Source organism: Mycobacterium sp. OAS707, assembly GCF_014873705.1.
GTDB lineage: Bacteria > Actinomycetota > Actinomycetes > Mycobacteriales > Mycobacteriaceae > Mycobacterium.
This window is the reverse complement of sequence record NZ_JADBDS010000001.1, coordinates 1989665-2012017: the sequence shown is the minus strand read 5'-3', so window position 1 is coordinate 2012017 and position 22353 is coordinate 1989665. Positions and strand designations below refer to the sequence as shown.

Genomic DNA, 22353 nt, shown 5'->3' with positions numbered 1-22353 from the left:
TCGTTCAAATTTCAGTTTTTGACTGGTCCGATGGCACTGTCGAGGGCTTCTTCTTCGCGATGAACATGAAATAGGAAGCCAGGCGGGGGTTGCCGAGCGCGTTGCGCAGGTAGTCGAACCCGAGGTGTGCGAGGAACAGGGGCACGAAGAACCGAAAATATCCCGCGGAGAAGAAGCTTGCGTACGCGCGCTCGACCTCGAAGCCAGAGTTGACCAGAAGTCGTTTGAATTCGCGGTAACTCGCGCGATCATAGAATGCCCTGAAGCCGAGGAGCCCAGACGTGCCTGGCACGAGGCGTGATAGGAGCCATTCCGAAACACGTTGGGGGAGAGCCTGGTTCAACAGCGCGAATGGAGCATGCTTGCTTGCAAAGGTGACAATGAGACGGCCGTCTTCGCGAAGGGCCCGATTTGCGTTCACCAGGAACGCCCCGTTGTCATGGAGATGCTCGATCACGGCCCGCGCCATGATCAGATCCACGGATTGGTCGGGCACCCCCAGGCTTGCGCACGCGTCTCCGGAGACTCTCTGATCGAGCAATAGATTCTGCGCCATCTCGGAGCTGTCGATGTCAAAGCCGATCAGAACCATGTCCCGCGTCTTGAGCGAAGGTTCGAAATGCCATTGTCTACCGGCGCCCACGTCGAGGACACACCGCGGCTCGCGCTGGAGTAGGGCTACGCCTGCCTCTCGATACTTTTCGTACGCATGTGTCCGCTGGACGATGGAAGGCGTGATGCGGTCGCAGAGTTCGACGTTCGCTTGGACGAACTGACGCAGAGCGTCGCAGAACATCAGCCAGCCCCGATTGAGGAATCTTGGGCCGGTCTTCCCGGCTCGGATCTCATGCCCGCCGTCGCTGGGGATGACGTCTTCGTTGATGTGCATCATCGAATCAGGCGCGTACATGATCGGCCCTCATTCCAGCCCGGAACATATGGCCTCCGCGGCCGCGGAGAATGAAATCGTCGATTGTCGTCGGGTGACGTGAGACCAGCCGCGTTCAGTCAGTTGCGCACGGGCCTCCTGATCGGAGCAATACCTTCGCATGAGGTATGCCAGTTCTTCAGGATCGTGGGGATCGAAGTAGTCGGCGCCATCCCCGCAGGTTTCTCTCAGCGCTGGGATGTCTGACGCGAGTACAGCAGTGCGGCATGCCATTGCTTCGAGCGGAGGGAGTCCAGCACCTTCGTGCAGCGACGGTAAAACCAGAAGATCTGCACCTGCGACAAGCGAACGGAGAGCGTCGAAGTCGAGTCTCCCCACCAGCTCAATGTTGTGCGCGTTATTGCCGACGAGAAGTTCGACTCTTTCGTCGACTCTGCTGGCAACATTACCGCCCCCGGCTATCACGAGTTTGTGGGGTACCTCCGACGCAATTGCGGCGTGAGCATTGATTAGAAGGGGTAGGTTCTTATGGCGCTTGGGCAACCCGACATACAAAATGTACTTCCCTTGGATGGGTGACAGGGTGGTGTCGACGGGCTCAAACCAGGAACTGTCAATTGGGATCGGTGCCATTGTCACCGGTGCGGTTGGCGCCAGGCGAAGGAGATTCCTCGCCGTTGCGTACGAAGGTGTAATTATTTGACGGCATCTTCGCACGTCGAGGCTTAGCATTGTGCGCGCGTACATTCGGCGCCCGAATCCCAAGCCGCTGATATTTCTTTCCAAGAGGTGGATCGTATCCAGCACCGTGACAAAGAGCTTGACTTCACTATTGCGCGGTCGAAATAGAGCAAGCGGGCATGGATAATGTGGCAGCCAAACCGCGCGTGGCCGAACCGAGTCCAAAGCATCACTCCAAGCTTTCTGCTCGCGAATTGAATACATTGGAGCGGCGGATTGAGGAGATGATATAACTTTCGTGCTTCCACGGACAGGTGGTACTGCGTCTTCATCCGCCAAGACGGCGAGCGACTTCTGACGTTGAAACAGCGCCTCTTCCAGATATGGTAATTGGGCGCTTATGTAGCTGCCGATGCCGGTCTGCCGAATGTGTCGCGCATCGAATAACAGATCAACCTGGTCCAATGTGGTTTTCTTCGCCGTGAAGGTCGACGTAGCCGTCGAGTCAATGCCGCTTCTGCGGCTTATCCCCTGCACTCGGGCACCTTGACGACGGGACTGATGTTGTCGACGAGTGGCTGGGTGGGCACCTGCGGTGTGCCGGGGGAGGTAGGTTCGGACAGCTGGAAGCGCAGCTCGCCCCACTTGCCGGGGGGTATGGCGACCTGTACCTCGAAGCTCGGATGGCCCCGTTCTGTGTTCGTGAAGGCGGGCACCTTCTGGCCATTTGCAAGTACGCTCAGCAGTTTGGCATTTTTCGTCGCGAGTAGGCGGACGGAGGTGAGCATTGTGCCGGCCGGCGCCTCGATCGGTATTTGGGGTGATATGCCAGCTAAACCAGATACGTAGTCGGGAAGAGATTTGTCCGGCGCAATACTCATTATCTGGACAACTACTATAGATTTCCTCGTATCTCCTGCGCATCCGTCCGCCGTGTATTCGATGTGCCGTCGCAGATAATAGTCGAGCTTATTGCCACCGAGATTGTTGATCACAACCTCGGCGTACGGGGCGGAGTCGTCGGGAATTACATGTGCCAGCGGCGTTTCCTCAAGTAGCTTCTGATCGGCAGGCGATGAACTCCATACCGCGATGCGACGCTCGCTGATAGCTCTCCCCAGGGCATCGAGCAGCTGGCGTGGTGAGTCTACCCGTCCAGTCATTCGTTTCACCACTTGATTTGCGATGTCCTGTAGATATTGCTTGCGCGCAGTTTGGTCTGTCGGGAACCGGCGATAGGCAGTCGACTCCGTTAATTCAACGACATTATCTTTCGTTACCACCTCACCATTCGGAATCGTAACCGGGCCGACCGCGCCGAGGATATAACTCAACGCGACGGGGTCGATAGCGATGACCCCGTCTACGTTCATCCCGGACCGCTGCGCCCACATGGATTGCCAAATTTGGGCAGCGTATGGGAAGTGGGAGCTCAAATTGCTATTGCGAAAGTCCGTAAAAGGATTGGTGAACCCGTACACGCCCGAAAATTCCGAGCCGAGATCAAGGGAAGCGGACGCGCCCTTGAGTTCAGTGTCGGCTGCCAATGTATCCACGGTCGCGGTTCCATTGTCGAACCGAAGTATCCCGAATCCGCCGAGGAGCCCGCCAGTCCCTCGGGCTTCTGCGTTCGTTTGAAAGCCCATGAAATATGTGCGCGGCCCATCGGCGCCCATCATCGATGGCGCAAGACGCGCGGTTAGGGCAGTGTTTTCAAGTACCTTTGCGATTTCCGACGTTTGCCCCTGAATCGCGGACCGAGCTTCGCGGAGACGCGAGACATATGTGGGGTCTGAGATTGCCTTGGCCTCAACATTCAATCGCGCGGCATCCGCCGATATCTTGCTGAGTCGGGGTTCTTCGTTTCGGAGTAGTTCTAAGTCCACCCGGCCGTTGTTGAGCAACCGGTCCGGCGAGATCGCTACGCCGATACGCGTGGTGGGCTGCAGCACCTCTGTCGTCAGGTCCACAACAACGTCGGTCATCTGCTGACCACTCTTGAACGGGCTGCCTAACCACGGTACAGCCGCGACAATGTTCCACGGCAATGAGTGAGCGGCCGCTCGTGCGGATAGAGCCTGCGAATTTGCGTCGTCCGCGAAGCGCGCGGCGTCAGCGGTTTGTCCTTTGACCAGAGCATCTTTCGCATGCTGGGCGCTATAACGCGCCTGTTCGAGATTCGACTTTGCTTCGAGGGCTCGGACGCCCAGCCAGCAACCGAACGCTATGCCGCCTATCAGCAGTGCCAGCCCAGCCCACATCATGCGGCGGTGACGCCGAGACGTCTTTTTCGGGGACTGGTGATCTCCGCCGTTCGGTTCATCGCTAAACGGCTGTCGCGAAAGGATATGCACTTGAGAGTTCCCGTGCTCTAAGGCGAGGTCCGTGCTACGAGGGGTGCAGCACCGACCGGACTAGCTCGGGCGCCGCACTAGCTGGGTGACTCGCGTCGGACTAAAACTAGGCACAGCCTCGACTGTATGAGCCACTGACGGCACCGTAAGGCCCGATGTGCAACGTGAAGCCCAAGATGCACGCTTCGTAGTTGATGTCTGCGAACCAACTGAAGAGCGGCCGGATGAAACCCGGAAGCAAGTTCAGCGGGTAAAAGGTGAAGACAGGCGTTTGTGTCGGGGGATTCGTATTGGGCGGCCCGAACCACCACAACGGATTTTGCAAGATTGTGTTACCGCCAGGAAGAAGGCTCGGGAGTGCGGCCGCGCTCGGCGCGAGCGTGGTGGCGCAATCTGACGGCGTCGTGGGGACGCAGTCCGTCGGGATGGCGATGAGCTCAGCTCCGCCACCTGCCGACCCGCCCAGTGAACCCGGCGAGGCCGCCTGGGCCGCCGGCAGCGGCATCAACACTGCAGCGGCGGCGACCGCGCATGTAGCAGTGCCAATCTGAAGCTTCGTACCGAGCTTGTTCATTGCGGCCCCCTTGACCTATTCGACATTGCTGTCAATAAGTCGAGGCTAGCCAAGCGCAACCCGCCGCGAATCGGTTGTTTCCCTAACGCTGTGTCGCCTACGAACCCCCCCAGTGGTCGTTCCGGGCCCAGGGTTGTCGGAGCGCCTCAACTACCAAGCCGACCAGCTTCTTTCTCCGAACTCGTCCTTGTCGTCGGAGTGCCTGCCAGCCCGGGTGCGTCGGGTTACCCGCAGCTTCGTGTGTAGCGATGCCGCGAACCGTGTCCGCCGAACAGTCGACGCCAGATGTAGCTAACCGAATACGCGCCCGGGCCCCGCTGATTGCCGCTGGCCGATCTGCGACTGCGCAAGGCTGCTCCGACGTTTGCCTGATGCAAACCTGCGTGCTCGGCAACTCGGTCATTTTAAACGGCAGCGTTAATTATAGCAAAGTTTTACCCAGTTCCTGTAATCGCGAGCGTGCGGTCGCCCAGCGGCCATTAATACGAGGTAGAACGGGTTAGCAGAACGTAAATATAGGGAAACACCTGATTCGCTGGCCACTACCTGGTTAATACGCTATGTTTCACTTTGAGAAGTTTGGAGGCCGTGCTGTTGGTTCGCACGAGGGGTTGCAGCAGGCACGAAGTGGTCGAAAAGACAGGGCAGCGTTTCCGGACTCTCAGCAGCAAAGTTGCCGATGTACGACAACCGGGGGGTTGAGGATGCTAACGGCGAGCGTCGCGCGGGGGCGCGTGATTGACGTGTGCCGAGGCCGCGATGCGGGGGTCTTGCGATGACCGTCGTCGATCCGGGCCGGCCGACTGGTCCTTGGACATCAGAGCACCCGAGCGGGCCGATCCCGCTCGTTTCGCAACTTGACGCCGCTGCGCTAAGAGAAGCTTCATCCCTGACGGCCCCACCCGAGGCCGTGGGGGTAGGGGTCCTGCGCCGTGTCCGGGCCTGGATGCTTGTACCGCTGGTCGACTTCGTGCTGATCATGCTGCCACTGCTATGGCGGCCGCATCAGGTTCACGCGGTCGTGGCGATGGCGGTGCTGGGCACCCTGTTCTTGACCGGCGGAGGTCGTTATCGCGCACGGTTGCACCTGAGCGTGCTGGATGAGTTGCCGACCATCCTGACTCGGATGCTGACCGCGACCGCTGCGGTGGCCGCGGTGATTCTGTATCTACATCAACGTGAAGCGGTCATCACGTTCCTCGAAACCGCGTGTCAGGCCATCGCGCTGCTCGTCGTGGGCCGTGTCATCACCACCCGGCTGATCGGTTTCGCGCGACGCCGGGGGATCGCGCAGTATCACACCATCCTGATCGGCGGCGGCCCCATGGCCGCTGAGTTGGCCAAAATCCTTGAGCAGCACCCGGTTTACGGTCTCAAGGTGGACGGGTTCGTCGACGACGGCGAGCACTTCCCCGCCGAAGACCACCTGCCTCGGTTGGGCCGCCTGTCTGATCTCGATATTGCCGTCGAAACGACGAACGCGAGCACTCTGCTGGTCGCTGACGGTAATTTCGACGAACGCGAGTTGATGGACGCGGTGCGCACCGAGGAGTGCCAGGCGGCCGACCTGCTCGTGGTCCCGCGGATGCATCACTTCCACACCCAGACCGGAATGGCCGATCACATCGGCTCCATACCGATCATGCGGATTCGCAATCCCAATCTTCAAGGGCCGGCACGCCTGATCAAGCGGGCCTTCGACATCGCTTTCGCGATCACGGCGCTATCAGTTCTGTCGCCACTGCTGATCACTGCCGCACTAGCGGTCCGCCTAGAGGGTGGCCCCGGTGTGATCTTCCGCCAAGTACGGGTGGGCCGCGACGGAAAACAGTTCGAGCTGTTGAAGTTTCGCTCCATGCGCCCTGCTGATGAGTGTGAGTCGCAAACGAAGTGGTGTGTAGCCACCGACGATCGCATCGGTCCGGTGGGACGGTTCTTGCGCAGCACCTCGATCGACGAACTACCGCAGCTGTGGAACATCGTTCGCGGCGATATGACGCTCGTGGGGCCAAGACCCGAACGGCCACACTTCGTCGAACTTTTCTCCGCCCAGTACGACCGCTATGCCCAACGTCACCGCGTCCAGGCGGGACTCACCGGTTTCGCTCAAGTCAGCGGACTACGCGGGGATACCTCGATCGCCGAACGGGCTCGTCACGACAACTTCTACATCGAAAACTGGTCGCTGTGGCTCGACATCAAAATCATTCTCAGAACATTCCGAGAGGTGCTTCTTCGCCGCGGATGCTGAGCGGCAAGGCCATTCACTGCGTGCGCTTGAACAACGCGTCGACTTGAGTTGGTCCGTACTCACGTGTGGCGATCTGATCGAAGACGCCTGCGATGGTGAATCCGCGGCCGGCGAGATACTCTGCGACCTCCCGGAATAGCGGTTGGGCCTCGTAGACTTCCACGAACCCGAGCTCCGCGTAGACGAAGTCGAACTCCCCTAGCGCGTCACAGCCCGCAAACACGCTGAGCTCGCCGCCTTGCACATCGACCTTCAACAGGCTTGGGCGATTGAGCGATGCGACGTCGACGCACTCATCGAGTCGCCGGACCGGCACCTCGATTGTCCTTGCTCGGTGTAAGCGGTCCTGGCCCTTGGCCGGTCTGAGAAGCGAAGAGCTGTCGGTCCTGTCGGTGACGTAGAACTGCGCCTTGCCACTGCTGGTCGAGAGCGCTACACGCTGGATGCTGACCAAGCCGTCTTGGGCGAAGACCTTCTCGTAGACGTCAGCCGCTTCGGGCAACGGCTCGAAGGCAATGATTTGCGCGTCGGGACGCACAGCCCGGAACGCAAGACTGAATTGGCCTTTGTTCGCGCCGACATCGACCAAGGTGTTGGCCGCGCAGAGACGAATCGCCTCCAGGTGTTCGGTGGCGGCGGCGACGCGATGGCCGACCATTGCCCGGACAAAGGCCGGGTGACTTAGAACGACCGCTCCTTTTCGCAACCATCGACGGTTCTGGTCCCTGGCACGCGCGCTGATCGCCAACTTCACCCTCACTCCCTCGGCCCAGCCAGGATATCGGCACGCAGCTTCAACTTGTGGCAAACTCCAGCAAACACTTTACGGACCCCCTAGCCGCCAATAAATGGTATTGTGCACTGCGAGGGGAGCAGGGGGATCGGGATGCAGCGAACGATTCAGGTTGAGTTCAACGAGCTGAGTCCTGTCTTGATCGACGAGTTCATCGAAGCCGGCGAGCTACCGAACTTCCGACTGCTGCGCGATAGTTCGGAAGTCTTTGTCACGGATGCCTCGAACGAAGTCAGTCTCAACCCCTGGGTCCAGTGGCCGACGCTTCACACCGGCATCGACGACAGTGAACACGGCATACGGGATCTCGGCGAGGCGAACCGTGTCAAGGGCCGGGGCGTGGCCCGCGAATTGGCGGCCGCCGGGTTCAAGGTCGGAGTGTTCGGCTCGATGAATCTCGAATACGGACCTCTCGACTCGTTTGTCGTGCCGGATCCGTGGAACCCCGAGGCGACTCCGCATCCTGCTTCGCTGCGGGCCTTTACCGATTTCGTCAACTCGGCTGTGCAGGAGAACTCCGCGGATCGGCTGGACAAGCGAGCAGCCATCCCGTTTCTCGCTTACCTTGCAAGCCACGGCCTTTCGGCGGCGACTGTAGTCGCCGCAGTTCGACAACTCCTCGACGAACGACGCGATCCCGGACTGAAGTGGCGACGTTCCCTCGTCCTGGATTCCATGTCGTATGACTTGTTTCGGAGCCTGATGCGCCGTCACGATGTCGCCTATGCCACGTTCTTCTCGAACTCCACCGCCCACTTCCAGCATTACTTTTGGAGAAACTTTCGGCCCCAGGGCTTTTCGATACCACCGCCGCCGGAGGACCATCCCTCGCTGTCCGATGCCGTACTCACCGGATACAAGAACTACGACCGTCTGATCGGCCGATTCCGATCGGACTTCCCCAACGAGCGGTTGATCTTCGCCACGGCCCTGAGTCAAGAACCGTGGGACACCACCTGGTGTACGTATCGGCCTCACGACTTCGACCAGTTACTCGAGGCGCTGGGCATCGATAAGCTCAGCGCCACAGTAGAACCCGTCATGGCCGACGAGTTCTTCTTGTCCTTTGCCGACGGGCCGGCCGTCGACGACGCGATGGTGCGACTCAAGGCTTCTCGTATTGGCGACGAACCGCTGTTCCGGATCCTGCAGAACGAGCCGTTGCGGGTCAAGCTATGTTGCGCGGTAAATGACTGGAATGTCGAGGGCCAGACACTCGTCGAACTGCCCGACGGGCGACAGGATCGCTTCGACAATCTCTTCTACCGGATTCACAGCCTGCGCAGCGGCGTGCATCACCCCGACGGCTGCTTCTGGGTGCAATCGTCGATGCCGCGTTGGATCGACGAGAAGATGCCGTTGACGGCAGTGGCACCCACCATCCTGCGGCTGTTTGGCGTCGATCCGCCGTCGTACATGAAGCAACCAGCAGTCGAATTGGCCGGATTGTCATAAGGTTTCGCCGCTACTTGCAGGACGATGTCAAACCGATCGTTTTCAAGTCGTCCATCAGCCGTCGGGTGAACTCCCGGTAGCCATCCCGATTCGGGTGAATCTCGTCTGAGCTGAACATGTTCGGATCGGTGGCCAGCCATTGCTCGTCGATAGGGCTGATGTAAGGAATTCCAGCTTCGCCCGCGGCCGCGGCCAGTGCAGCCGATACGCGCCTCAGTTCTTCCGGCACGGTGTACTGTCCGGTCGTCATCAGTGGGCCGATTGCGACCACCGTGCCGGTGGGGATCCTTTCCTTGATCGCGGTAAACGTTCTCGCGGCGATCGCGGTGATCTCCTCAGACGTGGGTGCGCCCTGATCGTTCAGACCGCCCTCGACAAGGACAACGTCGGGCTTTCCCGCGGTCACCGCCGGTACCCGATCGAGATAACGCGCCGTCCCCGGATCGCGACCCGCTGTGGTGAAACCGGTCCCGTGCTGAATGCCGGCCCCGTGTTCGCCCGAGGCCGGTGTCAACGTCCAGCACATCCTGTCGCTGAGGAGGCGGACCCAGCCGCTGGCCCAACCAGGCCCATAACCCTCCGCATAGCTGTCGCCGAGCACCGCGAACGTCGGATACGCCTGACCGGCCGGTACCTCGAGCGAGACGGGCGCCGATGGCGGGGGCGTGATCCGATCACGCTGGTTTGCCCACAGCACGCCGCCGATCAGTGTGATGAGGCTCAACACGACGATCGACCCCGGCCACCTCCGTTTGGTGACAGAACCAGTAGCCATCGGTCGGCCTCTCGAGCCCGGATCAACATAGCGAATTATCGCTCATGCGCCTGTCATCATACATCTCCGCATATCTGGCTGGTCGAGTAAGGTTTTCTTAGAGCAGCAATCCGAGAACGATCCACGTCAGCAACAACCGAAGGACTGGGTATGGCGACCATCTCTTGGCGCGCGCGCAAGGACAGCGTCCCTGCGCTGCTTCAGAAGAGGTGGGCGGTCATCGTCGGCACGGCGATTGTTTTCGGGTACGCCGCACTTACGTTTTCATTGCTACAGAAGCCGGTGTACGAAGCCGTCACCACCCTCTACATCACCGCGGGGACCACCGGTGCCTCCTCGGAGAACGACATCGTGGAGGCGTCGAAGCAGCGGGTCGACACCTACGGTCAGCTCGCCTATTCCGGAGCAGTGCTCACCCCCGCCCTCTCGGCTGCGGGTCTTGACTGGTCGCTCGAAGAGGCGCGTCAAAAGATTACGGTGCAGAGTAGGCCCGAAGTTGTCACGCTGACGGTCTCGGTGCGCGATTCGAACCCGCACGCCGCTCAGAAGCTTGCCGCCGCCATCGCCGACTCGATGACGCGGGCGGTCGCGACGTTAGAAGTCCCAGCGAGCGGGTTCGAGCCGGCCGCCAGACTGTCGATAGTGACACCCGCAACTGTCGCCAGTGAACCCGTTGCTCCAACGACCAATATGAATGTCGTGCTAGCGGCGACGATCGGTCTGTTCGTTGCTGCCCTTGCAGTGTTGCTGCGAGACGGGCGAATTACGCAGGTCGGTGACGCGAGCGGTGCCGACTCGACCTTGCGCACAGCGGATTCGACCGGCGATGGACCGCCGAGTAACGGTCGAGCGGTGGGCTTGGACGGCGAGCCGGCCAAGGTGGTCGGGCCGTGAAGTTCTCCATAGTCACTGTTGTGCTGAACAACAAGGAGGGCTTTGCGCGAACGGCCAAATCGGTTGTAGCACAGAGGGATGCTGAATACGAGTGGATTGTGATCGACGGGGGTTCGACCGACGGCACACTCGACGTCATCGCTGAATACCAGGGGTCGATTGACTACTGGCAATCTCAGAAGGATGACGGAATCTACGATGCCATGAATGCGGGTCTGGCCCAGGCAAGCGCCGACTATGTCGGATTTCTCAACTCAGGAGATTGCTTCGCCGCCGACAACACCCTGAACAGCGTCGCGCGATCAGTTGCCGATCTGCCGCGGATGCCCGCAATGATCTTGGGCGGAGCCCTTTTTCAGTATCCTCACGGGCACTGCGTGATCCAGAAGCCACGAAGAGTCGAAACCTACATCCGCCATAGCAACCCGACTTCGCATCAGGCGATCTTTTTCGATCGCCGTCTTCACCAGCAGGTTCCCTATGACACGACATACCGCATCGTCGGCGACTACGACTCGATCTGCCGAGTCTTCCTGCGCGATCAGAGCTGCAGTTACATCGACGATCCCCTCGTCGTCGCCCAGCGCGGCGGGGAATCCTTCTCGCACAGCCACCCTGTGCGCCATGCACGAGAATGCGTGCGTGTGCAGCGCGACGTCTTACACACGGGGTACGGGAGCATTCTGCAGAGCCTGCTGCGCCGAGGACGCTCTTACGTCGCGGAGTATCTGATGTCCAGAAGGCGTCTGGCGCAGTTGACTTGGCCGATTATTCGCGCTGTTCGATCGACAGCGGATTAAGACTCGCTCGGTCGAACGCTGCGGGCGTACTGAACGAATTCGAGAGCACCGCAGACGACAAGGCCGAGCAGGACACCGCCCAGCGCACCGGAAGTTCCTGCGAACACCGCGCCGAGCCCAACCGCAGGCAGGCCGACCACAGCGCTCGCGACGATTGCTTTGGCCGCGACGTCGAGCCTGGCGGACGGTGCTAGCGCGACAAGTTCAAAGGCGCGCACGGCAAAGTTCAGGGCGATGCAGGCGGCAATCAGCACGACCACCCCCGTTGACACCGAGATCTCGCCATTACCAAGCCAACTCATGAGTGCGCGGCCGACTGCCACCAGCCCGAGACCCATGGCGATGGAGAATCCGACAGACGCCAGAAGTGCGGTCCGCACGCGTCTGGCGCGCGCTGCGCCGGTGGCTCTCGGGACCCATCCCTGCAGCACGGTACGCGCCGGCGCGAGGGCGACATCCGCCTGTCTACCGAACCGGTCCGCGAGCGCGAACGTGGGCTGTATCGCTGGAGCGACGGTTGACACGATCATCAGCGGTGCGGCGGCAAAGGTCGTCATCGCAAAGTCGGCCGCGACGCCGTGCCTGCGTGCAGAAAGTACCTCGCGCAGTGCACGAGCGCGAACGCGGTGAGCACCTTCACGTGCTGTCGAGCGCAAGATCCACGTTGTCGAGATGGCGAACGCAGCGAGCATCCCGACCAACGCGCAAGCAGGCAGTGTCACCGCGCTGAAGCCGTTGTCCATCAAGGCTATTCCTGCCGCGAGACCGCATGCCCGAGGAAGTGTCTCGAGCAGTAGCATGGTGTAGGGCCGCGCTAAGCCTACGAAGTACCAATTTGCGCTGAGTCCCATGCTGGTGGCTGAAACTGCTCCGACCGCTGCGAATATCGGCCAGCCAGGCGCCAACGCAGATGCCAGAGCGGCCGCGACCAGGGCGACCGGCAAGACCAACGTCATCCGGGTCGTCACCGACTCGAGGTATCCGGATCGCCGCTCTGACGCGGTGGCAGTGGCGACTTCGGCGGGGCCGAACAGTCCCCAGCCGTAAGCGGCGATCACACCGCCGCTCGTGCCGATGGCTTGTCCCAGCGCGATGGCGCCCCAGGCCACCTTGCCGTCGGTGGCGATCATTGCGGGAATGGCTGCAAGGGACAGAACTCCGAGAGTGAGCACGGACAGCCCGAAGCCAAACAGCCGGGACAGCCCGGCGCCGATACGCCCGCCTCCACGATTCGTCACATTTGCTGCCTTGGCCGCCTGGCTCACCGGCACCCCTTCTGCCGCGCCGTGGTCAACTGGCTGCCCACGCGGACGTCGACCACTGTCATGCGCATTTGCAGGGCTGAGTGTAGTCTCTGATTCGAGCGGTCAGAGCGATTTGCTACGAGAATCCGAACAGGTCGCAAAGCCTATGCCAACACCGTGAAGCATGGTCACCACTGAGTCTTACCGGGCGCAGGACGAGCTGTTAGCTGGTCCGCGTAATACCGTTGCGGTCCGGCTCGCCCTCGTCCCGTTGCTACTCGCTTCGTTCACGTGCACGTGGTCGATCGTGAAGCCGCTGGGCGGTCAGCTCGCGATATCTGACTACCTACTCGCGCTCTCGCTTCTTGTCACCATTCCGATCGTGGTTCTCGGCGGTCGGCCAATCAGCATTCCCGGGTGGATCTTCATCCCTGCCGTGGTCATCCCGGTGTGCCTACTCGTTCGGCAACTCGACCCACCCCGAGACCCGTGGCGCGTGCTGAGGTTGCAGGTGCAGGAGCAGAACCCGGACAACGTTCATAAAGCGCTGATCTGGCTGGCGGCCCTGTACGTTGTTCCGCTGGCCATCACCGCGAGCGCTGCCATTGAACGCCGAGTTGTGGAATGGGTGATCGGCGCGTACGTGTCAGGGGTTGCGGTCTCTTGCGTCGTGGCCATGACCGACAGTCTGAGGCTGACCCATATCGCGTCGAACCTGACCTACCACCGCGAAATCGCAAACCCGTTGGACTACCGGTGGGGTGAGCGTCAGGCCGGGCTGGCGGATCATCCGAATATGCTCGGACTGATATGCGCGATCTCGCTACCGTTCGCGATCTATTTCATGGGGCGCAGAGGGCGAACCTGGATCTCCGCCATCGCACTCATCGCCTTGTTCGCGGGCCTGCTTGCCTCGGGATCCCGTGGCGCTCAAGCAATTTCACCTTTGATAGTCACGGTCTCGGTGCTATGTCTGCCAAACAAGCGCGCCATCGTCCGAGCCATCGCGGTCAGCGCAACCGTCTTGGTTGCAGCCGGGACTGTGCTGCTGTCTACGGTGCTTGCTGATGACCGGCGTTGGTTTCTCCGGTTCACCGGCGGTGGTGACCCGTACGAAGCGCAACGCAGCGACAAAATGCGCCTTGGACTAATGGATCAGGCGTGGACCGACTTTCAGAAGTATCCACTGTTCGGTGCTGGCATACGGCACATCAGTGAAGCGCACAACATCTACCTGCAACTCCTGGCCGCCGGTGGAGTCGTGCTCGTGGCGGGCATGCTCGCCTACTTTCTCTGCATCTTGCGAGACTGCCGCCGGCTATCGCGCAACGGAATTCTCCTGGCGCGCTTCCTGACGATATCCATCGCTGTGTGGCTGGTTCTCGGCGTGGTGGAAAACCAGATAGTCGACCGCGAACTGTACTTCACGGTGGGATGTGTTGCGGCGTTGGTTGCAACCGCTAATGCGAGCGGTCTTAAGGATCTAAACGGCCATCGTCGCGCGCACGTCAGAATCGCCCCACAGCGCCTCGAGTCGGGAGGCGTTCAACGCATCTTGACTGCTTCGGCCCGTGGCCATGTAGCGAAGGCCACTTGACGTCACCAGATCTGGGTCCAGTAAGCGCCACACATCCAGGAAGACGGCGCCTCGAGCAGCGCGCCCGAGTTCTTCTCTGGTCAAAGCGCGAAAGACTTGATCTGGCGTTGTCAGCAGAATGATTTCAGCGTCCTCGAGACAATCAGTGACGGTTTCGGCGATCCGCACCGACTCGCCGAATTCCGCACGTGCTGCCTCGCCTGCGAGGGGATCGTAGGCGGTTACTCGCACACCGAGGTTCAGCAATCGGCGGACGATTTTCGTCGAGTGTGACTGCTCGATCACATGCGAAAGAGGCTTATAGGAGAGTCCTAGTACCGACGCTTTGACGCCAGGGCGGAGGTGCGGTTGCAAACGCTCAATCAGGACGTCTGGGCGGGCCTCGTTCAAGCCGTGGACGATGTCGGGCAATGTATTTGTCGCGTCCAGGGCCCTCGCGACAAAGCCCAGTGCGACGTTATCGCGGGGGAAGCACGGCCCACCAAAGCCCATGCCGCCCGTGAGATAACTCCGGCCGATTCGATGATCGAGGCCGAGAGCGTCGCTGACGGTTTCGACGTCCCCGCCAGGTATGCGTTCGCACATTGTCGCCAGCATGTTCGCGAATGTGATCTTCGTGGTGACGAACGAGTTCAATGCGATCTTCGTCAGCTCGGCGTTCTCCAGGCTCATTCGCCGCACCGGCGGGCTGTTCTTCATGATCTCCGAATAGCACTGCTGCAGAAGCTCTCCCGCTCGACTGTCGAACTCCCCGATCAGCGTGAAATCTGGATGCAGGAAGTCCCGGATCACCGAACCCAATGCGATGAATTCGGGGCTGTAACACACGCCGAAGTCTCGTCCACAGACCTTGCCCGACGCCCGTTCGATGACCGGTATCAGGCCATAACGGGTGGCTCCGGGCAAGACGGTGCTCGTCAGCACGACGAGGTGATAGCCGGCCTTGCGCGCAAGCGAACGGCCGATCTCGTGAAACGCCTCCTCGGCGTACGCGATTGAGAAGGCACCGTCGTCGTCACTCGGGGTCGGAACGACGACGAAGGTGACGTCCGAATTCAGGACGGCGTCTGCGAAGTCACTCGTGGCCCTCAGTCGCGACAGATTCTCCTGTATCAACTGTTCGAGGTCGGTCTCCTGGACTGGCGCCCTTCCTTCGTTCAATAGGTCGACGGCCCGGCGATTGACGTCGATTCCAACAACATCCAGTCCGCGGGACGCGATCGCCGCGGCCATGCTGGCGCCGAGCTTGCCGAGCCCAACCACCGAATACCTGGTCATTTCTTTTCCCCCGTAAGAAGTTCCGGTCCATCTGAAAGTGCCTGCTGAAGAACCGAGTTGATCCGCTGGATGGCTGCGTCGGGACTCAGCTTTTGTTCCGCATAGGTTTGTCCGGCCGCCCCGAGACACGCAGCCTTCTCGGGGCTCCGGCGCAGGGCGTCGATGGCTGACAGCAGAGCCTGCGGATCATCGGGCGCTACGACGATGCCGGCGTTCGCGCCACGAATTTCGGTAGCCGTCTCGTCTTCCTCGTCTACTGCCGCGATAACCGGAACGCCGGCGGCGAAGTAGCTACCCAACTTGGCTGGGAAAGACATGTTGCGGACTGTCGGGCGCTGATAGAGCAGGAGAGCATCAGCGGCTGCCAGGATGCTGGAGTACTCCTCCTCCGGAGCGAGCGGCGCGAACGTGACGTTGGGCAACTGCAGCTGCTGCGCCATCGACTCGAGCTCAGCCCGCATGCTTCCTTCCCCCTGGAGGATGAAACGAAGATGGGGCTGATTCCTGGCATGGTCGGCCGTTCTGAGCAAGCCCTCGAGGCCTTGCTTGTAGCTGATCGCCCCCGAGTGGAGAACGATGAAATCCTCTTCGGCCCAATTCATTCGACGGCGCACACTTGCGCGGTCCTCCGTGGGCGGTTTGAGTCGAGCGGGATTACGCACCCTGTGAATACGTGAGGGGTCGACACCCCCTTGCACAAAGTAGTCGCGGAAACCGTCGGCGACCACAGCTACTGCGCTGGCCCGCCGCGCAAGCCACGTCTCGACTTTCGCAACCGAGCCGGCCACTCGGCCCGCGCCGCTGATGCCGCTGCGCTCTGCGGCCCGCCCCACGATGTCTTGAATCAGGAGCACGTAGGGGACGCGATACCTGGCAGCTGCCGCGGCGGCGAGCGCGGCGCCCCCGAGGTTGGGCACGATTCCCATTACCAAATCGACTTCGCGCCGAGCGGTCAGCACCGGCAAAGATGAAGCGACCCAACTGCTTTCGTACAGCAGGCGTTGGCCCACGCTCTGTCGCGGGGGAACGTGGTGCCGACGCCTGATTACCTGGACGGGGTAGTCAGGCGGCATCGGTGGCGCCGGACGGGCCTCCCACCACGGATAGTGTGGGATTCCAGTGACCACCGTGACGTCCCAGCCGAGCTCCGTCAGCGCTTCTGCTTGCCAGGTGGTGTTTACCCCGGTGCTGATCGGCTCCGGTGCATAAGAGATGCCGAAAGTCAGTAAGTTGGGCGTCATTTGGGCCTACAGCGCCACCTTCTGCATGGCGTACGCGTCGCCCTGGGTGACGAGTTGGTCGTATATCCACCGGTAGGTGCGCTCGAGGCCGTCGGCAAGCGTGGTCGAGGGCTCCCAACCGTAGATATCGCGGATCATCGTGTTGTCGCTGTTGCGTCCGCGAACTCCGAGTGGCGCATCGAGCTTGTAGGTGCGCTTGACGTGGATGCCGGCAATTTGCTCGATGATGTCCACCATTTGGTTGATGCTGACGAGCTCGCTGCTGCCGAGGTTGACTGGCTCGATGCTGTCGCCGGCGGCGATTCGCAGCGTGCCCTCAACGCAGTCGTCGATGTACATGAAGCTTCGGGTTTGCTCGCCGTCGCCCCATATCTCGATCTCGTGGTGTCCACTGAGTTCGGCTTCGGCGATTTTTCGGCATAAGGCTGCCGGCGCCTTCTCGCGGCCACCGTCGTAAGTGCCATTGGGCCCGTAGACGTTGTGGTAGCGCGCCACCCGGGTCACGAGGCCGAAATCCTCGAGGAAGTGCCGGCACATCCGCTCGGTGAACAGCTTTTCCCAGCCATAGCCGTCTTCGGACATGGCGGGATAGGCGTCCGCCTCCTTCAGCGCGGCCACGTCGGCGCTGGTCTGCTTGTGCAGCGGGTAGATGCAGGCCGAACTCGAGTAGAAGTAACGACCAACGTTCGCGTCCCGCGCCGCCAGCAGCATATGGGTGCTGGTCAGCACGGACAGCATGCAATCGGCCTTGTGGCTCTCGATGAAACCCATGCCTCCCATGTCAGCGGCGAGCATGTAGACCGTGTCGACCCCGCGCACCGCCTCGTGGCACGCCTCGATCTTGGATAGGTCGAGCTGCACGGCATCCACCCCGTAGGGCAGCTGGTACCACTCATGAAGAGGCTTGATGTCCACGCCCCGCACCTCGGCGCCCTGTTCTAGCAGGGTGGCTACGAGGTGGCCCCCGATGAAACCTCCTGCACCGGCAACCAAGACCGTCTGTTGCTTTCCCACGACCAACCCCCGTTTCGTGCGCTGGAACGACGCCGTCCCCCTTCGCTCAAGATAGCGCAGCGACGTCTTTCGCGTTTGCCAAAATGAACGATTCGCTTCATCATCGCGCAGACATCGAGCGTTGCCAAGCTTCCACGCGTCGCCGGGTTTGACGTCGCGGATCAGCGTGGGTTGACGAGGTGCGATGGGGGCGAGCGTAGAAATAACCTGACTTACGCCACCGTCAATATTTGTTCGCTAATCTTTGCGATCGACGGGAGGAGTGCATGCGCCCGCAGTGATGTTGAGTTTGCGGACATGTACCGTCGCTATTTAGTCGAGTAGTTTTCGTCCGGTTCTCACGCCCGGAAACTGTCGTGACTCCCGCCTGCCTTCGCCCATTCGATAGGACTTGCTTTTCGCGAAGCGCAGATCATGGCCGTCGTCCGCGTCCCAAGCACGACTTTCGAGTGGACGCGATCGACCAGTCGATGACGGTTCTGGTCGGCTAGGACGGCATCCACATCTCTTTGTGCACCGTTGCTGTGCCACCAGTGTTCCTCACGTCAGTCCCTTGATTATCGGGGCTTTTGCATCGGCTAAGAGTTCGCTGTGGCTACGCTTACACACAGCATCCAAAGCGCATGTGGGGTGTCCGCGGACTGTGGGCGCCCGGGGAAGGTGGAGATTGCCACAACGCCGCAGTGTCCGCACTGTTCGCATTCACGACTTTGCTCGGGGCTTCGGGACGGCTTTGTCGATGCCGCGGCAAGCAAAATTGCAGGGCCACCTGCGCGCCGCTACCACCGTGGACGACCGATGATCAACGCCGCAACAGCTGCAGCAGTCGTTGCGGTCTCCGCGATTGCGTTCCTCGTGCTGCTCAACGCGCTTCAGAAAACAATCGCAGCCTCTGAGTGGGACAGTGCCGCTCTGCTCGGAGCGCTGTCGGTTGTGTTGTTCGGCCTTGCATATGTCGTGGTGACCTATTCGGGCGCATGGGACCTCGTAACCGAGCAATACCAAGACATGGAGCTCAAGCCCCGTTGGGGGAACTTGCTGATAATGGGAGTAGGTGCGGTGCTTGTCGCCGTTTGCGCGGCGATTTTCTTCCTAACACTGCGCCGGAACAAGTTCCGAAACATATATAACCCCGCGGCAGTGCTGGCCCTTGCGCTCGCCATCATCTCGATCGTTTCAACAATTCTGAACGGAGATAACCCAATTCGCCCGGCGGCCGGACTGATGCTGGCCGTTCTGGTGGCGTGCACCGTCGCGCCACGCGGGCTGGGAGTCCATGTGGGCATCGGCGCGTTCTGCGTGATCGCAGCGATTGCAAGCGGTTTCGCGATTGTGGTGCACAAAGACTTTAGCGTTATGCCATGCCCCTGGGACAAGTGCGGAATTCTCGGCTTCCAGTTCCGAGGCATCTTCCATCACGAGAACGCGTTCGCAATATTCCTCACGCTTGCAATGCCATTCGTCTACATCGGGTTCGCCTCCTGGGAAGGCCCCCTACTGAGTGCCTATCTGCTCGGCATGGTCCTCCTGTCGGGAAGTCGGTCAAGCATGGCGGCGGCGGTCCTAACGTTTGTCGTCCTGATCCTGCTGCGGCCGAACATCCGGAAGGCGGTATCGGCCCGGAAACGGACAGCCCTGCTCAATCTTGTGCTGGCAGTCTCGTTCGTGTCCGGCTTCGCGCTGCCGTTCGTGATCAACGATCCAGGTTTCCTCTCTGAGCGAGGCCACATGTGGATGTTGGTGAAGGACGCGCTATCTGATCCGGCTACGTTGATCTATGGCACCGGAATGTTGGGTTGGCAGCATGTGGTGGATGCGGGCCGCCTCCACATCTCCATGGGTTACTCCGCCCACAACCAGTGGCTCCACGTCCTGTTCACGACGGGTGTAATAGGGCTCCTGCTGTTCGTAGGCCTTCTAGCTGTCCTCGTTTGGCAAGCCGGCCGAACGTATGGATTAGTCGTGGGATGCGTGCTGCTTCCGGTGTTCCTACTGGCGGTGACCGAGCGGCCTTGGCCCATCGACAGCGCCGATTGGGTGTTGTGGATCGTTCCTGGCGCACTTCTCAGCTACCCAGCGGTCAGGCGATTGTCAGGCGATCAAACTATGGACCATCCGGATGTCTCAGATGAGCTGATATCGCCTTTACCTGTCCGGGGTAGGCACCGGACTGCCAAAAGCTCTCGATTCGGTTGGATCCGTCGCCCCAAGCCACCGCGCGACAATGTGAGCGGCCTTGCTCTCAAAAGTGGAAGCTAGACCCCCTACAGAGGGGTTGCTGGGTATATTCTCCGCAACGGGCAAACATCGGGGTTGAACGTGGCGACCACCCAAAATGAGGTCCAACACAAATCACGGCGCCGTCGGCGGCGAGGCGTGCGGGGACATCAGCGCCTGGATATTCAGGGACTGCGGATGGTGGCGGTCCTCACGGTGTTCGCGTTTCACCTGTGCGGGTGGCCGCGGGGCGGCTTCATCGGCGTGGACGTGTTCTTCGTAATTTCGGGGTTCCTGATCACCGGAAACCTGCTGCGAGTGGCCGAGATTCGCGGGAACGTATCGTTCAAGAAGTTCTACTGGAATCGGGTCCGGCGGATCGTTCCGGCCGCCACAGTCGTGCTGGTCCTCACTTACCTGGCAGCTGTACTGGTGTTCCTGCCCTTCCGGGCCAACCAAGTCGGGGTGGATGCCTTCTTCGCGTTCATCTTCATGTCGAACTGGCAGTTCGCCGTCCAGCAAACGGATTACTTCGTAGCCGGTGATGTGGTCTCTCCGATTCAGCACTACTGGTCGCTGTCCATCGAAGAACAGTTCTACTTCGTTTGGCCCGCGCTGATTTTCATTATCGGGCTTGCTGTCGCTCGCAAGGCGTGGACGCATAGTCGCCGGATGGGGATCGCTGGGTTCGTGATGGCGTGCGTCGTAACGGTCTCGCTGGGGTGGGCGCTGTTAGAGACCGCTTCATCCCCGACCTGGGCGTACTTCAGCACTTTCGCCCGGGTGTGGGAGTTGGGCGTTGGTGCATTGCTGGCGACTGCGGTCGGAGTGCTGGCCCGGATACCGGCGGCGGTCAAGCCGTGGCTGTCGTGGGCCGGGCTCGGCCTCATCGCCGCGGGCGTGGTTCTGATCGGTGAGGAGTCAGTGGGTTTTCCGGCTCCGTGGGCATTGCTGCCGGTGACAGGTGCGGCACTCGTCATCGCCGCGGGTGTGGGAGGCGAACCGGCACAAGGGTTTCTGCGAAACCGGGTCAGCGTCTATGTCGGGAACATCTCGTACTCCCTGTATCTGGTGCACTGGCCCGTCATCGTCATCCTCGGCGCGCTCATGCCCAGCGGGATCTCCTTCTCTCTCGTGGCCGTGGCGCTCATATCCGGTTCGGCGATCGCGTCCTATCACTTCGTCGAGAATCCGCTGCGGTACGGCGACTGGCGAAAGGTCCGCTCCACGATTCGGGAGATACGTCGCCGCCGCTTCCGTCCGCAGAAGTCGAGCCGCTACGCTGCCGTCGCGGTCATGGCGTCGTTGTTGGTGGCCCTGACCGCTTACGTGATGCGGCCTGCTGATCACGTCCATGGGTCGCCGCCGCCGGCGGCGGACGCCTCATCGGACATGCCACTGAAACCGGCCGGAGCGCAACTAGGGCCGCTGGCGTCGGCGCTGCAACAGCAAATCACGACAGCGCTCTCCGCCACCGAGTGGCCGGAGCTCAATCCGTCAATGGAATCGGCCATCGCCGAGACCTGGCCGGATGAAATGAAGCCGTGCCTCTGGGCTACGCCCCCAGGTGATCAAGAGTGCACATGGGGTTCACCGTCAGCGCCGACCCGGATCGTCGTGGTAGGCGACTCTGTCGCCGCGCATTATGCTAATTCGCTGCGCGCACTGGCTTTGAACTCCGGTGACGAGATCCAGGTTCACGTCGAGGCGATGGCGGGGTGCCCTTTCAACAACGACCAGGTGTTCACCACGGATCAGGCCTTGATCGATGCTTGCCCTGCTCGCAAGCAACACGCCGTCGATTACATCAACGCGAATAAGCCGACCGTCGTGATTATCTCGAACAGCTACTTACCTTATCGCCGGGTTGGTGTTGACCAGGCAATGACGCCGGACGAGTGGATTGAATCGGTGCGTCAGATGGTCGACAAGGTCCGCGAAAGCGCCGCCAAGATTGCGTGGCTGTCCGCGCCTCCCCTAGACGAGGACAAGGACATCAAAGATTGTTATGGCAATCGCGCAAGTGTCCCGGCGGATTGCATCGCCCGCATCACTACTAAGTGGCTTTCGATGGCTGCGACTGAGCGGCGCCTTGCCGAATCCGTGGGCGGGGTGTGGGTGGACTCCAGACCTTTGTTTTGCAGCGAGGACGGGTTGTGTCCAAGTTTTGTGGATTCGACACCGACGAAACATGATGCGGTGCACTCGACCCAGGCCTACGAGGAGATGATCTCTCCTGTACTTGGCGAGTCATTGCGGTCCGCCGGCGTTTTCTGAACGGTTCTGAGCGCGCGTC

Annotated in this window: 17 protein-coding genes; 8 read left to right on the top strand and 9 right to left on the bottom strand. The window is 60.8% G+C overall.

Going from position 1 to position 22353, the window contains the following annotated elements; all coding sequences use genetic code 11:
* Window positions 1–4: 4 nt before the first annotated feature.
* Genes GGC64_RS09920 through GGC64_RS09910 form a run of 3 tightly spaced genes read right to left on the bottom strand, consistent with a single transcriptional unit; the run spans window position 5 to window position 3831 of the window.
* Window positions 5–910, bottom strand: a complete 906-nt coding sequence (locus tag GGC64_RS09920) for a bifunctional 2-polyprenyl-6-hydroxyphenol methylase/3-demethylubiquinol 3-O-methyltransferase UbiG (protein WP_192722190.1) — start codon at window positions 908–910, stop codon at window positions 5–7.
* 9 nt (window positions 911–919) lie between these two features.
* Window positions 920–2107: a glycosyltransferase family 4 protein gene (locus tag GGC64_RS09915; RefSeq protein ID WP_370582044.1), complete on the bottom strand. Its 1188-nt coding sequence runs from the start codon at window positions 2105–2107 to the stop codon at window positions 920–922.
* On the bottom strand, window positions 2095–3831 hold the full coding sequence (locus tag GGC64_RS09910) for a DUF4012 domain-containing protein (protein WP_225951230.1): 1737 nt from the start codon (window positions 3829–3831) through the stop codon (window positions 2095–2097). The genes GGC64_RS09915 and GGC64_RS09910 overlap by 13 nt, the downstream gene beginning before the upstream one ends.
* 497 nt (window positions 3832–4328) lie before the next feature.
* Here GGC64_RS09910 and GGC64_RS09905 point away from each other — a divergent pair, with 497 nt between their 5' ends.
* Together GGC64_RS09905 and GGC64_RS09900 are read left to right on the top strand one after the other, a co-directional pair.
* Window positions 4329–4475, top strand: a complete 147-nt coding sequence (locus GGC64_RS09905) for a hypothetical protein (protein ID WP_192722188.1) — start codon at window positions 4329–4331, stop codon at window positions 4473–4475.
* 969 nt (window positions 4476–5444) lie between these two features.
* The gene (locus GGC64_RS09900; RefSeq protein ID WP_192722187.1) at window positions 5445–6749 is read left to right on the top strand and encodes a sugar transferase; all 1305 of its coding nucleotides are present in this window, start codon (window positions 5445–5447) and stop codon (window positions 6747–6749) included.
* Window positions 6750–6762: 13 nt separating this feature from the next.
* Here the strand turns inward: GGC64_RS09900 and GGC64_RS09895 are convergent, their stop codons facing one another.
* Window positions 6763–7407, bottom strand: a complete 645-nt coding sequence (locus tag GGC64_RS09895) for an FkbM family methyltransferase (protein ID WP_192722186.1) — start codon at window positions 7405–7407, stop codon at window positions 6763–6765.
* 228 nt (window positions 7408–7635) lie between these two features.
* Between GGC64_RS09895 and GGC64_RS09890 the strand changes: the two genes are divergently transcribed.
* Entirely contained in the window at window positions 7636–8997 is a 1362-nt protein-coding gene (locus tag GGC64_RS09890; RefSeq protein WP_192722185.1) for a hypothetical protein, read from the top strand.
* Window positions 8998–9007: 10 nt separating this feature from the next.
* Here GGC64_RS09890 and GGC64_RS09885 read toward each other — a convergent pair whose 3' ends face one another.
* On the bottom strand, window positions 9008–9772 hold the full coding sequence (locus tag GGC64_RS09885) for an SGNH/GDSL hydrolase family protein (RefSeq protein WP_192722184.1): 765 nt from the start codon (window positions 9770–9772) through the stop codon (window positions 9008–9010).
* A 150-nt stretch (window positions 9773–9922) separates the two neighbouring features.
* Between GGC64_RS09885 and GGC64_RS09880 the strand changes: the two genes are divergently transcribed.
* Together GGC64_RS09880 and GGC64_RS09875 are read left to right on the top strand one after the other, a co-directional pair.
* Window positions 9923–10666 (top strand): YveK family protein, encoded by a 744-nt coding sequence (locus GGC64_RS09880; RefSeq protein WP_192722183.1) that lies wholly within the window; start codon window positions 9923–9925, stop codon window positions 10664–10666.
* Window positions 10663–11466 carry a glycosyltransferase family 2 protein gene (locus GGC64_RS09875; protein ID WP_192722182.1) on the top strand — a complete coding sequence of 268 codons (804 nt, stop codon included), beginning with the start codon at window positions 10663–10665 and terminating at the stop codon, window positions 11464–11466. Before GGC64_RS09880 ends, GGC64_RS09875 begins: the two co-directional genes overlap by 4 nt.
* Here the strand turns inward: GGC64_RS09875 and GGC64_RS09870 are convergent.
* Window positions 11463–12704 carry a hypothetical protein gene (locus tag GGC64_RS09870; protein WP_192722181.1) on the bottom strand — a complete coding sequence of 414 codons (1242 nt, stop codon included), beginning with the start codon at window positions 12702–12704 and terminating at the stop codon, window positions 11463–11465. The genes GGC64_RS09875 and GGC64_RS09870 overlap by 4 nt on opposite strands.
* Window positions 12705–12894: 190 nt before the next feature.
* On the opposite strand from GGC64_RS09870, the gene GGC64_RS09865 reads away from it, so the two are divergent.
* Window positions 12895–14307 carry an O-antigen ligase gene (locus GGC64_RS09865; protein ID WP_192722180.1) on the top strand — a complete coding sequence of 471 codons (1413 nt, stop codon included), beginning with the start codon at window positions 12895–12897 and terminating at the stop codon, window positions 14305–14307.
* On the opposite strand, the gene GGC64_RS09860 is transcribed toward GGC64_RS09865, so the two are convergent.
* Genes GGC64_RS09860 through GGC64_RS09850 form a run of 3 tightly spaced genes read right to left on the bottom strand, consistent with a single transcriptional unit; the run spans window position 14194 to window position 17840 of the window.
* The gene (locus GGC64_RS09860) at window positions 14194–15585 is read right to left on the bottom strand and encodes a UDP-glucose/GDP-mannose dehydrogenase family protein (protein ID WP_192722179.1); all 1392 of its coding nucleotides are present in this window, start codon (window positions 15583–15585) and stop codon (window positions 14194–14196) included. The genes GGC64_RS09865 and GGC64_RS09860 overlap by 114 nt on opposite strands.
* Window positions 15582–16826: a glycosyltransferase gene (locus GGC64_RS09855; RefSeq protein WP_192722178.1), complete on the bottom strand. Its 1245-nt coding sequence runs from the start codon at window positions 16824–16826 to the stop codon at window positions 15582–15584. Before GGC64_RS09855 ends, GGC64_RS09860 begins: the two co-directional genes overlap by 4 nt.
* 6 nt (window positions 16827–16832) lie before the next feature.
* Window positions 16833–17840: an NAD-dependent epimerase/dehydratase family protein gene (locus GGC64_RS09850; protein WP_192722177.1), complete on the bottom strand. Its 1008-nt coding sequence runs from the start codon at window positions 17838–17840 to the stop codon at window positions 16833–16835.
* A 798-nt stretch (window positions 17841–18638) separates the two neighbouring features.
* Between GGC64_RS09850 and GGC64_RS09845 the strand changes: the two genes are divergently transcribed.
* Both GGC64_RS09845 and GGC64_RS09840 read left to right on the top strand, forming a co-directional pair.
* Window positions 18639–20099, top strand: a complete 1461-nt coding sequence (locus tag GGC64_RS09845) for an O-antigen ligase (protein ID WP_192722176.1) — start codon at window positions 18639–18641, stop codon at window positions 20097–20099.
* Window positions 20100–20159: 60 nt separating this feature from the next.
* Window positions 20160–22334 carry an acyltransferase family protein gene (locus GGC64_RS09840; protein ID WP_370582043.1) on the top strand — a complete coding sequence of 725 codons (2175 nt, stop codon included), beginning with the start codon at window positions 20160–20162 and terminating at the stop codon, window positions 22332–22334.
* Window positions 22335–22353 lie beyond the last annotated feature (19 nt).